The organism is Brucella sp., from assembly GCF_032066345.1.
Lineage (GTDB): Bacteria > Pseudomonadota > Alphaproteobacteria > Rhizobiales > Rhizobiaceae > Brucella > Brucella pseudogrignonensis.
In genome coordinates this window covers 1-14,580 of sequence record NZ_DAMBKZ010000027.1, presented here as the reverse complement: position 1 = coordinate 14,580, position 14,580 = coordinate 1, and the positions used below count along the sequence as shown (strand labels likewise).

The following is a 14,580-nucleotide window of genomic DNA, read 5'->3' as shown; positions in this document are numbered from 1 at the left end:
ATGTTCTCTAAGAGTTGTCTTTTTCGGTGCCAAAAAACTTGTTTTCCAAAAAGCGAATTCTCGGAAACTTAAAACTTAAATCGTCAGAGATGTGCGTTTTTAAGTGATCTCGAAGCAAGATCATTTTAAACTCTACCCTCTTCTCGAACAATTCTTCTTCATTGAGTTCACGAAAGTCAATGGCTGCAGTTTTAGATACGTCTGTCGCTATAATGCTAAGCTTGCTAAGGATAAGTTTTTGGCGGTTTATTTTTACAATTTCAGAAAGTAAGAAGTGAGCGAGCCCATAGCAGGCGGCGATAGTTGCTAGTGATAATGTAACGTAAGGTCCCCTTGAGACAAGTGCTGCAACCACTTCGGATAGTGGTTTTCCCCATGCTGCATCTTTTAAATTATCCGCACCCCAAATTAAATTAGTAGCCATTCCAATAATTACGAGCATCGGTATTACAGCAAGTAGCCCGTAGTGTCTTGCAGTTTTATTTCCTTGAGTTGCGAATGCTGTTAGCTCTGTAGGGAAAAGATTAATATCGTCTTTCAGCTTTTTCAGTTCGTTCTGCTTTTCGGAAATTGTTACAGCCGTCTCCCTTAATATATTCATCTCGTTAGTAGTTTTACTGGCGGCATCTTTATATTCTTGATTTGCCTTAATGAGAGATTTTTCTCTATTATTAAGATCTTTTCTTGCTTGCTCTCTAAGTGCCTCAGTTTTAGCTAGCTCTTGTTTCTCAATATTACTCTGTATGTCAAGAAACTCTTTATTTTTTTGGTTTGTTTGGGCAATTACGTTTTGTTTCCACATGGAGATGCGGTTATGGGACTTTAGAGTTGCTGCCAATGTCTCATAGTCCAAGCCTTCAGCTAACACCGAAACTATTTTTTTACCTGGGAATAATTTGGTGGGGGGGCGAAATGTAAATTTCGATATCAACTCATTTGGTTCAAATGTTAGCTTGTCTTCGTTAGGTGAATAAGATTGGGTAACACTACCGCCATCTAAGCTGGTCCAAGTCACATCAAATTTATCGTGGGAAGAATAGTTTTCTAAATGAATAACTACAACAGTCACTAAATCAGGACTTCTGAACTGAAATTCAAATGGTTTGGAGGCCCCTTTTTGTCCGGTATGACTGGGGCTATCGATCCATAAATTTGATGTTTTTAGTTCTGGGCGCTGAAACAAAGTAAAGGGAATTTGAGAAGGTGAGGAAACGTTCTCGTTTTCGATATTTGCTATTTCGTCTTGGATGTTCACTTTTTTAGCCCCGCAATTATTTAAGCTACCCCAAGTATAGCTTAATTGAGCAAGGACCTAATGCAAGTCTTTGTAAGAAGATTTCAGTGGTTAACTTTTCAACGCCCAATCAACCGCTGCCACTGCATGTAGCCGTGTCGTGTCAAACACTGGTACGGGGCTGTCTTCTTGGCCAATCAGCAGCATGATTTCAGTGCAGCCGAGGATGATGGCCTCGGAACCGCGCTCGACGAGGCGTTGGATGACCGCGCGGTATTTTTCGCGTGAGGCATCGCGCACTTCGCCAACCACCAGTTCCTGATAGATGATGTCATGCACGGTTTTGCGGTCGGCATCGTCGGGCGTCAAAACTTCAAGCCCGTGCCTGGAGGCGAGGCGGCCTTTGTAGAAATCCTGCTCCATCGTGAAGGCTGTGCCGAGAAGGCCGACTTTGGTGAGGCCTTGGGCCTTGATCTTTTCGGCTGTCGGGTCTGCAATATGCACAAGCGGGATCGACGTGGCGTGTTCAATATCAGCGGCCATTTTATGCATGGTGTTGGTGCAGATGAGGATGAAATCCGCACCGCCTTTTTCAAGGTTCTGCGCGGCCCCGACCATCAACTTGGTCAGTTCGTCCCATTTGCCCTGATGCTGGAGGTGCTCGATTTCACCAAAATCCATCGACCACATCAGGCTCTTGGCCGAATGCGTGCCGCCTAGTCTCGCACGGACTTCCTGATTGATGATGCGATAATATTCCTGCGAGCTTTCCCAGCTCATCCCACCAATCAGTCCAATCGTTTTCATCAAGCCCTCCCGGATATAATGAAGGGCGGATCGCTCCGCCCTCATTCTTCAATCACGCATAATAGTTCAGTGCGGTGATTACATTTTTTCGATGATTTTTGGATCGCCTTCATGGGCTTTGCCATTGGCAGCGAGGATTGCAGGCACGATATCTTTCGCCTGATCGATCACCAGCGGCTTCACCTGATGCGCGGTGTGCAGGAAGCCCTCATTTGTCATGTGCTCAAGCAATGTGAGCATTGGCTGCCAGAAATTGTTGATATTGGCGAAGACCATCGGCTTGCGATGCTTGCCAAGCTGCGCCCATGTCATCATTTCCACGATTTCTTCAACCGTGCCAATACCGCCGGGAAGGGTGACGAAAGCGTCGGACTTCTGGAACATCAGATGCTTGCGTTCGTGCATGTCGCCGACGATGATGAGTTCAGTCAGCTCCTGCGCCTTTTCAAGGCTCGCTTCTTTGTCGAGCAGGAAGGTCGGGATGATGCCGGTGACTTCGCCACCAGCTTCCATCACACCCTGCGCAACCGCGCCCATAATGCCGCGTGTGCCGCCGCCATAAACAAGGCGAATGCCGTGTTCTGCAAGGGAACGACCGAGCGTCAGACCTGCTTCACGATAGATTGGATTTAAGCCCGTTGAAGAGCCGCAATAAACACAAATGGATCGAATCTCAGACATGATTTCTTGTGCGCCTTTGGCGTTTGAGCGTCAAGCTTTGGCTAGACTTTTCAAGCCAGACCTATAACTCTGGAAAGGTAAAATTTTGACAGGGAGTTCGATGGCATGAAGAAATGGATTTTGTTGGCAGGTCTTTCGCTGGCTGCATCGAATGCATCGGCAGGTGAGATCACGATCCAGCTCCCTGACGATATTGATGTGACTGTAAATTCAGTGCTCTACAAATGCGGTGATCAGAATGTTTCTGCAACCTATTATAATGCGGGTGATAACTCGCTTGTTGAGCTTGAAATGGAAGATAACACGGTCATCGCAGCCAACGTCCTTTCCGGTTCCGGTGCTAAATATGCGGGCGGGATTTACGTCTGGTGGACCAAAGGTGAAACTGCCGATTTGTATAATCTGATGGATGATCCGGAACAGGAAAAGCCGATCAGCTGCAAGGAAGAGTAATTTCACAGCAATAATCATTCGGATAGCGCTCGCAATTCGGCTCAACTTCTTGTGAGGTGCAGAAAAAAGCGATAAACCCGGAGGTTAATTTATCTCTTGTGGGTTTCGGGCCGAATGCAAAACTATAGATATGGGGTTATCGGTGTTCTTCTCGTCCTCGTTCTTGGCGGGGGTGCATATTATTGGAATTCGCTGAAAGAGCAGGCTGTTACGTCGGATTCGGGCATTGCTGCAAAGGCTCCTGAAACCGGCAGTTTGCCAAAGTCTGCTGAGACGCAAACGCCCGCTGCAACACAAGAGCCAGAAAAACCAGCGGATGCTCAGCCGCAGCAATTGACTGAACAGCCTGCGCCAGAGGCAGCAAAAGAAGCGCCGAAAGAAGCGAAAGTTCCGGTCTTCGATATTCTGCGTGTAGAAACAGATGGTTCTGTCGTAATTGCCGGTCAGGCTGCTGCGAATGCCGCCATCGAAATCATTTCCGGTTCCAAGGTGCTGGGGACGGCTAAGGCCGGTGAAAACGGCGACTTCGCTATCGTTCTCGATCAGCCGCTTGAACCGGGCGATCACCAGCTGGTGCTGCGTGCTGGCGGTGAGGGCGGCAATGTTGCAACCTCTGCGCAAACTGCGATTGTTTCCGTTCCCGATAACAGCAAGGGCCAGGTATTGGCGCTGGTTGAAGAGCCGGGCCAGGCCAGTCGCCTGATCACCAAGCCAGAAGTCCCAGCTCAGCAAACGACCGCTTCAACCGCGCCGGATGCAGCTCCTACCGAAACCGCGCCGCAGGCTAAGCCTGATCCCGATGCGCCGATTGCCATCGAGGCTGTCGAGATTGAAGGCGATAGGGTCTTTGTTGCAGGTAAGGCCAATGGTCTGAAGGATGGTAACAGCGTTGTTGTGAACGCCAATGATATCATGCTTGGTGCCAGCCCGATTTCGCCGGAAGGTCGTTTTCTGGTGCAGAGCCAGAAGCCGCTCGCAGTGGGCGACTACATTATTCGTGCTGATCTTCTCAATAGCTCTTCTCGTGTGATTGCCACAGCGCGCGTGCCTTTCCGCCGAGAAGCTGGCGAAAATGTTTCGGCTGTTGCTTCGGGAACTGGCGATCAGAACTCCAGTGCGGGAGAAGCAGCCAGCGCCACACCTTTGCAGAAGGTGGAAGGCTCTGTGATCATCCGCAAGGGTGATAATCTCTGGACGATTTCGAAGCGAACATATGGTCAGGGTACACGATACACGACGATCTATCTCGCGAACCGCGATCAGATCCGTAATCCTGACCTGATTTTGCCGGGACAGGTCTTTGTAATGCCACAACAGCCGCTCGGTGATGACGAAGTGCAGCGCCGACTGCAGGATTCCGCAAACTGATATAAATCGGCAATATCTGTTTTGTGAACGCAGTGTCTTTTAGAAAGGATGCTGCGTTATCTTGCCTTTTTGAGTATAATCGTATATCGTCGATTTACGATGAATATTTCACTCGAGACAATGTCCGATGTTTTTCCGGGCTTAGATGACGACCTTGCGGCGCGTATTTATGCAGCGCTCGGTCATCCCGTTCGCATTCACATTCTCCGGCAGCTGATTCTTGAAGATGCCTGCTGCTGCAAGGATATTGTCGGCCGTCTCGACCTTGCTCAGTCCACGGTATCGCAGCATCTCAAGGTTCTCGTACAGGCCGGCCTTATCGACTATCGGCCCGACCGCCAGACTTCACGCTACAGCGTCAACTGGCAGCAATTGTCCATCATTCGTTCGCATCTCGCAGTCTTTCGAAATGGCTGCTGCGAAAAAACTGTCTGATTTGAAAGAAACATCATGAGTTCCCCCAAAACTGTTTCTGCCGATTCCGGCGAAACGTTCAAAACATTGCGAAATCTTTGGCCCTATATGTGGCCATCTGAACGCCCTGATCTGCGCATGCGCGTGGTTTGGGCGACGTTCTATCTGGTGATTTCCAAGATCGTTCTGATCCTTGTTCCCTATTTCTTCAAATGGGTGACGAATGCACTGAACGGACAGCTTTCAGCGCCCGATTACATTCCGCTGATCCTTACCGGCGCGGTCATGCTGGTGCTCGCCTATAATGCGGCCAAGATTATTCAGGCGGGACTCAATCAGCTTCGCGATGCGCTGTTTGCCAGTGTCGGCCAATATGCCGTGCGTCAGCTTGCCTATAAAACCTTCGTGCATATGCACCAGCTTTCGCTCCGCTTCCATCTGGAGCGGCGCACGGGTGGTCTCTCGCGTGTGATCGAGCGCGGCACCAAGGGCATTGAAACGATCGTTCGTTTCACGATTCTCAACACGTTGCCGACCATTCTAGAGTTTGCGCTGACGGCGGTGATTTTCGCCTTCGCCTATGGCTTTTCCTACCTGCTGGTGGTTGCTGCAACCGTATGGGCCTATACGTGGTTCACGATCAAGGCGAGTGACTGGCGCATCAATATTCGTCGTGAGATGAATGATTCCGACACAGATGCCAACACCAAGGCCATCGATTCGCTACTCAACTTCGAGACGGTCAAATATTTCGGCAATGAGACGATGGAAGCCAAGCGCTTCGATGCGTCTATGGCGCGCTATGAAGATGCCGCGACCAAAACCTGGACTTCGCTCGGCTGGCTGAACTTTGGTCAGGCTGTGATTTTCGGTGTCGGTATGGCCATTGTCATGGTGATGTCGGCGCGCGAAGTGCAGGCGGGTACGCAGTCGCTTGGTGACTTCGTATTCATCAACGCGATGTTGATGCAGCTTTCCATTCCGCTCAACTTCATCGGTTTCATCTATCGTGAAATCCGTCAGGGCCTGACTGACATTGAGCAGATGTTCGACCTTCTCGATGTACAGCAGGAAGTGCAGGACAAGCCAAGCGCCGAACCGCTTGATGTGGACAAAGGCGCAATCCGCTTCAACGATGTGCATTTCGCCTATGACGCCAACCGTCCGATCCTCAAAGGTGTCAGCTTTGAAGTGCCGGCGGGTAAGACGGTGGCGATTGTCGGCCCGTCAGGTGCAGGTAAATCCACGATCTCGCGTCTTCTGTTCCGCTTCTATGACGTTCAGTCCGGTTCGGTGACGATTGATGGGCAGGATGTGCGCGATGTAACGCAGGAGAGCCTGCGCAAAGTCATCGGTATGGTCCCGCAGGATACTGTGCTCTTCAATGACACGATAGCCTATAACATTCGTTATGGTCGCACCGATGCGAGCGATCAGGAAGTGGAAAAGGCAGCCGAAATGGCGCAGATTTCCGGCTTTATCAAACATCTGCCGGAAGGCTATCAGGCGATGGTCGGCGAACGCGGCTTGAAGCTTTCAGGCGGTGAAAAGCAGCGCGTGGCAATTGCTCGTACGATCCTGAAAGCACCACCAATTCTTATTCTGGATGAGGCTACATCGGCGCTCGATACAGCGACCGAGCAAGAAATTCAGTTGGCGCTCGATATCGTCAGCCGTGGCCGCACAACACTGGTGATCGCGCATCGTTTGTCGACGGTTATTGGTGCGGACGAAATCATCGTGCTGAAGGAAGGGCTGATTGCCGAACGTGGTACGCATAGGGCGCTTCTGAAGCAGGACGGTCTTTATGCTTCGATGTGGAACCGTCAGCGTGAGGCTGATGAGGCAGAAGAACGCCTGCGTCAAGTCCGCGAAAGTGACGACATGGGCGTCGTCACGCGTGGTGCGCCTGCTGCTGAGTAAACAATCGCTTGTTAAACCAAACACCTGTGACCTTTTCTCATAGGTGTTTGGTCAGGCCTGAGCGTAGATGAATTTCTCAAAGCTTGATGCTCAGCATTTTAGTGCTTTGGATTAGTATATGATCACGAACCCTGACAGTCGTGAATAAATTGCGAAATACGTTTCGATTTTAAGCGGGATGAGGTAAAACCGGGCCAAGCGTCGCATCGTGCCGTCGATCAGGGGAGATTTTCGGCAAAGCGGTGCGCATATAATTCACTAGAACGCATGGTGTGTCGGCGAGACTTGCCGCGTTCCAGAAGGAAAAACGATGAGCCTGTCTGATACCATTCGCAACACTTTCGTGCCGATCCATCGTGAAGGTTATCCGTTCATCGCGGGCTTCTTCGTGGTTTCGCTCATTCTGGGCTGGCTGTGGAACCCGCTGTTCTGGATTGGTCTCGTTCTGACCATCTGGTGCATTTATTTCTACCGCGATCCTGAGCGTGTGACGCCAATCGCCGACGATCTTGTGATCAGCCCGGCTGATGGCAAGGTTTCTTTTGTTGGCCCCGCAGTGCCGCCAGCGGAACTGGATCTCGGCGCAGAGCCGCTTATGCGCGTGTCTGTGTTCATGAACGTGTTTTCCGTTCACATCAATCGTGCGCCAGTGCGAGGTCGTATCGAGAAGATCTTTCATCGCCCGGGCAAGTTCCTCAATGCAGAACTTGATAAGGCCAGCACCGAAAACGAGCGCAATTCCGTTCTCATCGACAGTTCAAACGGCAAGGTCGGCGTTGTACAAATCGCAGGTCTGGTTGCCCGCCGTATCGTCTGCTGGTCACGCGAAAGCGACAATCTCTCGGTCGGTGAACGCTTCGGCCTGATCCGTTTCGGCTCACGCGTTGATGTCTATCTGCCAGCCGGTGCATCGGTTCGCGTTGCTGTCGGCCAAACCGCTGTGGCTGGCGAAACGGTTCTTGCTGAATTCGGTAGCGAACGCGTTGAACCTGTGGTGCGGATCGCCTGAGCCGATGGAAACACCATTCCCACCCTTCGAGCCTAATGGCCGCGTGGATTCATCCCGCGGCCCAAGACTGTCGCAGATTCCTCTGCGCATCGTAATTCCGAATGTCATCACGGTTCTTGCCATCTGTGCAGGCCTGACTGGCATTCGTCTGGCATTTGAGCACCGCTTTGAACTCGCAGTAACGATGGTGCTGATTGCGGCGTTTCTCGACGGTATTGATGGCCGCGTCGCCCGCATGATGAAAGGCTCGTCGAAATTCGGTGAGCAGATGGATTCGCTGGCCGATATCGTCAATTTTGGCGTCGCGCCGGCATTGGTGCTTTATGTTTTCGTACTTGATCAGGCGCGTTCCTTCGGCTGGATTGCGGCGCTGCTTTACGCCATTGCCTGCTGCCTGCGTCTTGCCCGTTTCAACGTGATGCTGGAAGACCCGAACCGCCCTGCATGGCAGAGCAATTACTTCATCGGCGTGCCTGCACCAGCAGGCGCCATGTTGGTTCTGTTGCCCGTCTATCTCGGCTTCCTTGGGCTGACACCAAGCAAGGGGCTGGCTTTCGGTGTTGCGATCTACACAGTTGCCATTGCTTTCCTGCTGGTCAGCCGCTTGCCGGTTTATAACGGCAAGTCCGCCGGTAGCCTCGTGCGCCGCGACATCGTCATGCCGCTGATCCTCATGGTGGTGATTTATGTGGCATTTCTGATGAGCTTCACATGGCACACGCTGACACTGACAGCGCTAGCCTATGTTGCCTTTCTGCCGCTTAGTCTGCTGGCATGGAACCGTCGTGAAGCAGCCGATAAGAAGGCCGCTCATGAAAACGAGCCGTCAGAAGACGTCTGACGGTAAGTTTTGGAGAATAAAATTTGCGCGCTCCTGAACCGTTGATTTCGGCAGGAGCGCGATTTCATATCCAAACTGCTGATATGTCTGCTCCATCGCATCAAATGTGCGTTTCGCCTCATCGAAGTCCTGTTTGCGCTCGGCGTCCTGACCAAAAATCTCTGACCATGGCGGCGCGAGAAACACCATTCTGTTATATCGAATCGTGGACGCTGCTTGCCGAATGTGTTCAGGCACCGGCAATCCACAAAGCGTGAGATAGCCGATAACATCAGGCACACCGCGATCAAAGAACACCGGCCCTTCGTTGTTGCTGGCAAGATCGTAAGAGCGCATCTCCCATGAAAGCATCAGTTCCGCAAACAAGGCGCGATCTGCCCATGGCAGTGCTTTCCCGCTGATTTCTACCTGATGCTGAATAATGGCGCGACCTGCTTCGACACTGCGTGCGAAGCCCTGTTTCTCCAAAGCATCAATGAGTGTGCTTTTACCTGATCCGGGTCCGCCACTGATAATGATAAAGCGCTGATAATCGTGAGACATTGGTCCTCCAGTAGAATGGGAATGTACGCGTGCACAAGCGCGCGAAGGAACAGTATTGTCTGGTGAGGGGGAAGGTCCGCTTTAAAAATGGGCCGGAAAGGTCGGCAGGAGCGGAATATTTAGAGCGCATCCCGAAAAGTGCGAAGCGGTTTTCGGAAAAAGATGCGGGTAGAAACAAATAGATAGAGCATTTCCAATGACTCAATCAAAACAGGAAATGCTCTAGAAAGGATAAGTCCGGCCTTGGCTTTGTGCAAGGCCGGATCTGCAAAAATCAGGACGGCATATGATAGTCGAGGAAGCGATCCTGACGCACATCGTAAAGCTTGCCGGTAACATCAAGGTTCGGATCGGCTAGTTTGACGATCTTCTCGGCGACTGACTGTGGTGTTGGCAAAGTTTCCGGATCTTCTCCCGGCATTGCCTGCGCACGCATGGCGGTGCGGGTTGCGCCCGGATTAACTGAGTTGACTTTGAGCTTCATCTGCTTGGCTTCTTCCGCCCAGCAACGCGCCATCACTTCGACTGCGGCTTTGGAGGCAGCATAAGGACCCCAGAATGCGCGGCAGGAGTGAGCAACACCTGATGAGAGCAGGATTGCACGTCCAGCATCAGATGCACGCAGCAGCGGGTCTGTGGTGCGGATGAGGCGCCATACGCTGGTCACGTTGACATTCATAACCTTGTCAAATGTCTTGGCTTCGACATGGCCGATGGGGGAAATCGTGCCAAGGACGCCAGCATTTGCAACCAGAATATCGAGTTTACCCCAGCGCTCATGAATGGAGCCGCCGAGACGATCAATCGCTTCCATATCGGTAATATCGAGCGGAACGAGCGTGCTGGTGCCACCGATCTTACGAATTTCGTCGTCAAGTTCTTCCAAACCGCCAACAGTACGTGCAACGGCGATCACATGAGCGCCGCGCTTTGCAAGCTCTAGCGAAAGAAAATATCCAATGCCGCGTGATGCACCTGTTACCAAGGCAATACGGCCCGTAAGGTCGCCCTTAAGGTCAGTTGTCATTCTACCCCCAATTTCGTGCTGGAACATGAAACAGGCGGCCTTTTGAGCCGCCTGCGTGAAGACTATCGATCAGCCGTTAGAAGCGAGAAGCGACAACGTGTGAACGTTGCTTTCGCCTTCCTGATCGACAAGACGGGTTGGATATTCACCCGTGAAGTAGTGATCGGTGAAGGCGGGCGCCTTCGGATCACGAGGTTGTCCGCCAACAGCCTGATAAAGTCCATCGATTGACAGGAATTCCAGCGAATCTGCACCGATATAGCGGCACATCGCTTCGAGACTGTCATACTGGTTCGCCAGCAGCTTATCACCGTCCGGTGTGTCGATGCCGTAGAAGTCTGGATGGAAGATCATCGGGCTTGCAACGCGAATATGCACTTCCTTGGCACCTGCATCGCGGATCATCTGAACGATCTTGACCGAAGTGGTTCCACGCACGATGGAATCATCCACCAGAACGACGCGCTTGCCTTCGATCATCGCACGATTGGCGGAGTGCTTGAGCTTAACGCCAAGCGCACGGATTTGCTGCGTCGGCTCGATGAAGGTACGACCGACATAGTGATTACGGATGATACCATATTCAAACGGAATGCCGCTGGCCTGTGCAAAACCAAGGGCCGCAGGTGTGCCGCCATCCGGCACAGGAACAACCACGTCAGCTTCGATTGGCGATTCTTTCGCCAGTTCCATGCCCATGTTCTTGCGCGCAACATAAACGCTGCGACCGCCAACAACCGAGTCAGGACGTGCGAAGTAGACATATTCAAACAAGCAAAGGCGTTCCGGTTGCGGATTTTCGGCCTTGATGCAGTCAGTCGTGATCGAACCATCTTTCTGGATTTCACAGATGATGACTTCGCCGTTTTCCACGTCGCGAATATATTTCGCGCCGATAATGTCGAGAGCACAGGTTTCCGAGCAGAAGATCGGTTTTCCGTCGAGTTCGCCCATGACGAGGGGACGAATGCCAACCGGGTCGCGCGCCGCAATCAGCTTCGTGCGCGTAAGCGCCAGCATGGCATAACCGCCTTCGACCTGACGGATTGCATCGACAAAACGCGCGCTCGAGGAAGCTTGACGCGAACGAGCGATCATATGCAGCACAACTTCGGTGTCCGATGTTGCCTGGAAAATGGCACCGGACGCGATCAGCTGCTTGCGCAGCGTAATGCCATTGGTGAAATTGCCGTTATGCGCAATGGCGATGCCGCCAACTTCCAGCTCTGCGAAAAGTGGCTGCACATTACGCAGGATTGTTTCGCCGGTGGTGGAATAACGCACATGGCCGATGGCGCGATCGCCGGGCAAACGATTGAGCGTCGAAGCATCGGTGAAGTGATCTCCAACCAGCCCCATATGGCGCTCCGAATGGAAGCGGCGGTTGTGGTAGGAAACAATACCGGCGGCTTCCTGTCCGCGATGCTGAAGGGCGTGCAGACCAAGCGCTGTCAGCGCTGCCGCGTCCTCATGGCCGAGAATACCAAATACACCACACTCTTCATGCAACGTATCATCGTCCAGCATAAAGGAAGTTTCGTCATGCGATTGTTGGAACATCGTCCGCAAGGCCTTTCGATTGCGGTTTGTTAAAAGCGGTATTTACAGGAAAAGGCGTCACTTTAAAAGCGGTCCGTTTCACCTGCGTCATTTTCAGCTCTCAATATAAGGATGGATTGAGGCTGAAAACAGATGAAACCGGCAGCGCTAGGCATACCGGTTTCAAAAAAGGTGGTTCAAGATCAGTTTGCAGCCGGTGTATCGTCCGGTACAGGTGCTTCCGTCTGATCGCCTGTCTGGCCATTTGGCTGGCCAGTTGCAGGTGCCTGACCTTCCTGGCCTGGCTTAAACTGCTTGATGGCCGCTTCTGGGTCCGCAGGCAAAAGATCGATCAGCTGCTGGCCAAAGGAATCAAGCATTGGCTTGGATTTTGCGTTGCTCACCCACGCAGGTTGGCCGGTTGGCACCAGCCAGTTGAAGAACAACATCGCGACAACAACGAGAAGAACACCGCGTGCAGCGCCGAACAAGAAGCCGAGCGTCCTATCGAGTGCACCGATGCGACTGTCGATGATGAAATCAGCGATCTTCATGGTAATCAGCGAAACAACGATCAGAACCACAAGGAAAACCGCACCGGCGGCTGCAATCTTGGCGATTGTTTCGTTGTTGATATAGGGCTGAAGGTACGGCAGAACCGGCTTATAGAAAAGATACGCAGCGGCGGCTGCTGCTGCCCATGAGACCAGCGAAAGCACTTCACGCGAAAAACCACGGACCATCGCAAGAACGGCCGAAACCAGCGTTATTCCGAGTAGAATTCCATCAAGTAACGTAATCGGCATTCTGGCCTGTCCTTAATTTATACGCAGCGTGGCTTTTTCGCCTGCGGGGCAGTCAAACTTGGCTGAGCATAACAGCGGAAAGTTGACGAAACCTTCCGCTGTTAAATCTCATTAAATTCAATGATCTGCAACCTTATGGTCGCAGATGAAACTTACTTCTTACCCGGTCCCGATGCAGCGATACGCGCAACAAGATCGGGTAGCGCCGTAGTTTCTACGAGGCCGAAGTTGCGGTCTTTCCAGAGTTCGCTGCTTCCGCCCGGCACTACTGATTGCCGGAAACCGAGCTTTTCGGCTTCCTTCAGTCTCTGTACTGCATGCGAAACCGCACGAACAGCACCAGAAAGGCTGATTTCGCCGAAATAAACACTATCTGCGGGCAGGGCAATACCTGCAATGGATGAAACAAGCGCTGCAGCCACGGCAATATCCGCCGCTGGCTCGCTGATGCGATAGCCACCCGCCACATTGAGATAGACATCATGCTGGCCAAAACGCACGCCGCAATGTGATTCGAGAACCGCCAAAATCATCGCGAGACGGCTTCCATCCCAGCCCACAACCGCACGGCGCGGTGTACCGAGCGAAGAGGGGGACACGAGTGCCTGTATCTCGACCAGAACCGGGCGCGTGCCTTCCATGCCTGCAAAAACAGCAGCTCCAGGCGACTTTTCGTTGCGCTCACCAAGGAACAGTTCAGAGGGATTGGAGACTTCGCGCAAGCCGCCATCCGACATCTCAAAAACGCCGATTTCATCGGTCGGGCCGAAACGGTTCTTGACCGTGCGTAGAATGCGGTACTGGTGTCCGCCTTCACCTTCAAAATAGAGAACGCCATCGACCATGTGTTCAACCACGCGCGGGCCGGCGATCTGCCCTTCTTTGGTGACGTGGCCAACGAGGACGACCGCAGCACCTGTCTGCTTGGCATAGCGGATCATTGCTTGAGCAGAGGAACGCACCTGCGTCACTGTACCGGGTGCGGAATCTGCCATGTCAGTCCAGAGCGTCTGGATTGAGTCGATGATAACGAGATCAGGTCGCTTGCCATCAGAAACGGTGGCAAGAATATCTTCGACATTGGTTTCGGCGGCCAGTTCTACCGAAGAAGACGCAACGCCTAAACGTTGTGCACGTAGACGTATCTGCGCGACGGCTTCTTCGCCGGATACATAGACGATTCGGTGCCCGCGATTAGCGAGAGCTGCCGCCGCCTGTGTCAACAGCGTTGACTTGCCGATGCCGGGATCGCCACCAATCAGGATAGCCGAACCACGGACGAAGCCACCGCCAGTTACGCGATCAAGTTCGCTGATACCGGAAATGATGCGCGGCGCATCTTCGATTTCGCCAGACAAAGAGGTGAGGGCAACGGCGCGGCCCTTGCGCTTTGAAAGCATGGAGCCAGGGCCGGAGCCAATGCCACTATTGGTGCCTTCTTCGACGAGTGTATTCCACTCGCCGCAGCCGTCGCACTTGCCAGCCCAGCGCGTATGAACCGCGCCGCAATTCTGGCAGATGAACTGAATGCGTGCTTTGGCCATCAAGCACGCTCTCTAAGATTGGAAAAACTATTCATATTGCTCCGGGATACAAGCAATTCCGGGAAAAGTGCTTAGCGGTTTTCCGTTCGGAATTGCGACCAAAAGGAACATTCGGATTTATTCATACTGCTCCGGGATATAAGATCCCTCGGCCAAATCTGCAAATCGCGTGAACTCGGCCTGGAAGGCGAGCTTAACTGTACCCGTTGGTCCGTGACGCTGCTTGGCAACAATAACGTCAGCGGTGCCCTTTACTTTTTCAAAGTGCTGCTTCCACTCTTCATACTTAGGGTCGAACTCATCGCGAGGCTCGAGGTTCTTAACGTAATATTCCTCACGGAACACGAAAAGTACCACGTCGGCGTCCTGCTCGATCGAACCCGATTCACGA

The 14,580-nt window shown here is 52.3% G+C and carries 15 protein-coding genes; 6 read left to right on the top strand and 9 right to left on the bottom strand.

The genetic code is table 11. The annotated features are described in order from the left end of the window. Positions 1-7: 7 nt before the first annotated feature. The 3 genes from RT142_RS21985 to RT142_RS21975 all read right to left on the bottom strand — a co-directional run bounded on the left by RT142_RS21985 (position 8) and on the right by RT142_RS21975 (position 2,722). Positions 8-1,255 (bottom strand): hypothetical protein, encoded by a 1,248-nt coding sequence (locus RT142_RS21985; RefSeq protein WP_313031528.1) that lies wholly within the window; start codon positions 1,253-1,255, stop codon positions 8-10. 90 nt (positions 1,256-1,345) lie between these two features. After that, on the bottom strand, positions 1,346-2,041 hold the full coding sequence (locus RT142_RS21980; protein WP_313031525.1) for an aspartate/glutamate racemase family protein: 696 nt from the start codon (positions 2,039-2,041) through the stop codon (positions 1,346-1,348). A gap of 78 nt (positions 2,042-2,119) precedes the next feature. Further along, a complete protein-coding gene (locus RT142_RS21975) occupies positions 2,120-2,722 on the bottom strand; it encodes a TIGR00730 family Rossman fold protein (protein ID WP_007873784.1) in 603 nt (200 codons plus the stop codon). A 105-nt stretch (positions 2,723-2,827) separates the two neighbouring features. Between RT142_RS21975 and RT142_RS21970 the strand changes: the two genes are divergently transcribed. The 6 genes from RT142_RS21970 to pssA all read left to right on the top strand — a co-directional run bounded on the left by RT142_RS21970 (position 2,828) and on the right by pssA (position 8,730). Beyond that, positions 2,828-3,175 (top strand): MliC family protein, encoded by a 348-nt coding sequence (locus RT142_RS21970; protein WP_007873786.1) that lies wholly within the window; start codon positions 2,828-2,830, stop codon positions 3,173-3,175. Positions 3,176-3,289: 114 nt separating this feature from the next. Beyond that, a complete protein-coding gene (locus RT142_RS21965; RefSeq protein WP_313031520.1) occupies positions 3,290-4,543 on the top strand; it encodes an Ig-like domain-containing protein in 1,254 nt (417 codons plus the stop codon). A gap of 99 nt (positions 4,544-4,642) precedes the next feature. Continuing rightward, positions 4,643-4,978, top strand: a complete 336-nt coding sequence (locus RT142_RS21960; RefSeq protein WP_313031517.1) for a metalloregulator ArsR/SmtB family transcription factor — start codon at positions 4,643-4,645, stop codon at positions 4,976-4,978. Between the two features lie 15 nt (positions 4,979-4,993). Beyond that, complete coding sequence (locus RT142_RS21955) at positions 4,994-6,880, top strand: ABC transporter ATP-binding protein/permease (RefSeq protein WP_313031515.1); 1,887 nt, start codon at positions 4,994-4,996, stop codon at positions 6,878-6,880. A gap of 310 nt (positions 6,881-7,190) precedes the next feature. Next, the gene (locus tag RT142_RS21950) at positions 7,191-7,889 is read left to right on the top strand and encodes a phosphatidylserine decarboxylase (RefSeq protein ID WP_105518243.1); all 699 of its coding nucleotides are present in this window, start codon (positions 7,191-7,193) and stop codon (positions 7,887-7,889) included. A 4-nt stretch (positions 7,890-7,893) separates the two neighbouring features. Continuing rightward, positions 7,894-8,730, top strand: a complete 837-nt coding sequence (gene pssA, locus RT142_RS21945) for a CDP-diacylglycerol--serine O-phosphatidyltransferase (RefSeq protein WP_007873797.1) — start codon at positions 7,894-7,896, stop codon at positions 8,728-8,730. On the opposite strand, the gene RT142_RS21940 is transcribed toward pssA, so the two are convergent. The 6 genes from RT142_RS21940 to RT142_RS21915 all read right to left on the bottom strand — a co-directional run. After that, positions 8,716-9,273 (bottom strand): AAA family ATPase, encoded by a 558-nt coding sequence (locus tag RT142_RS21940; protein WP_112807021.1) that lies wholly within the window; start codon positions 9,271-9,273, stop codon positions 8,716-8,718. The genes pssA and RT142_RS21940 overlap by 15 nt on opposite strands. Before the next feature lie 274 nt (positions 9,274-9,547). Next, positions 9,548-10,300, bottom strand: coding sequence for an SDR family NAD(P)-dependent oxidoreductase (locus RT142_RS21935; RefSeq protein ID WP_112813337.1), 753 nt, complete (start codon positions 10,298-10,300; stop codon positions 9,548-9,550). 69 nt (positions 10,301-10,369) lie between these two features. Then, entirely contained in the window at positions 10,370-11,860 is a 1,491-nt protein-coding gene (purF, locus tag RT142_RS21930; protein ID WP_079211579.1) for an amidophosphoribosyltransferase, read from the bottom strand. Positions 11,861-12,042: 182 nt separating this feature from the next. Further along, entirely contained in the window at positions 12,043-12,645 is a 603-nt protein-coding gene (locus tag RT142_RS21925) for a CvpA family protein (RefSeq protein WP_064320270.1), read from the bottom strand. A 152-nt stretch (positions 12,646-12,797) separates the two neighbouring features. Beyond that, complete coding sequence (gene radA, locus RT142_RS21920) at positions 12,798-14,189, bottom strand: DNA repair protein RadA (protein ID WP_007873802.1); 1,392 nt, start codon at positions 14,187-14,189, stop codon at positions 12,798-12,800. Between the two features lie 117 nt (positions 14,190-14,306). Beyond that, a partial coding sequence (locus RT142_RS21915; protein ID WP_313031507.1) for a DnaB-like helicase C-terminal domain-containing protein occupies positions 14,307-14,580 on the bottom strand: 274 nt, incomplete at its 5' end.

Bases quoted from the DNA above. Each gene is read 5' to 3' on its own strand.
- RT142_RS21980 (WP_313031525.1), bottom strand. From the start codon at position 2,041: ATGAAAACGATTGGACTGATTGGTGGGATGAGCTGGGAAAGCTCGCAG.
- RT142_RS21975 (WP_007873784.1), bottom strand. From the start codon at position 2,722: ATGTCTGAGATTCGATCCATTTGTGTTTATTGCGGCTCTTCAACGGGC.
- RT142_RS21970 (WP_007873786.1), top strand. From the start codon at position 2,828: ATGAAGAAATGGATTTTGTTGGCAGGTCTTTCGCTGGCTGCATCGAAT.
- RT142_RS21965 (WP_313031520.1), top strand. From the start codon at position 3,290: ATGCAAAACTATAGATATGGGGTTATCGGTGTTCTTCTCGTCCTCGTT.
- RT142_RS21960 (WP_313031517.1), top strand. From the start codon at position 4,643: ATGAATATTTCACTCGAGACAATGTCCGATGTTTTTCCGGGCTTAGAT.
- RT142_RS21955 (WP_313031515.1), top strand. From the start codon at position 4,994: ATGAGTTCCCCCAAAACTGTTTCTGCCGATTCCGGCGAAACGTTCAAA.
- RT142_RS21950 (WP_105518243.1), top strand. From the start codon at position 7,191: ATGAGCCTGTCTGATACCATTCGCAACACTTTCGTGCCGATCCATCGT.
- pssA (WP_007873797.1), top strand. From the start codon at position 7,894: ATGGAAACACCATTCCCACCCTTCGAGCCTAATGGCCGCGTGGATTCA.
- RT142_RS21940 (WP_112807021.1), bottom strand. From the start codon at position 9,273: ATGTCTCACGATTATCAGCGCTTTATCATTATCAGTGGCGGACCCGGA.
- RT142_RS21935 (WP_112813337.1), bottom strand. From the start codon at position 10,300: ATGACAACTGACCTTAAGGGCGACCTTACGGGCCGTATTGCCTTGGTA.
- purF (WP_079211579.1), bottom strand. From the start codon at position 11,860: ATGTTCCAACAATCGCATGACGAAACTTCCTTTATGCTGGACGATGAT.
- RT142_RS21925 (WP_064320270.1), bottom strand. From the start codon at position 12,645: ATGCCGATTACGTTACTTGATGGAATTCTACTCGGAATAACGCTGGTT.
- radA (WP_007873802.1), bottom strand. From the start codon at position 14,189: ATGGCCAAAGCACGCATTCAGTTCATCTGCCAGAATTGCGGCGCGGTT.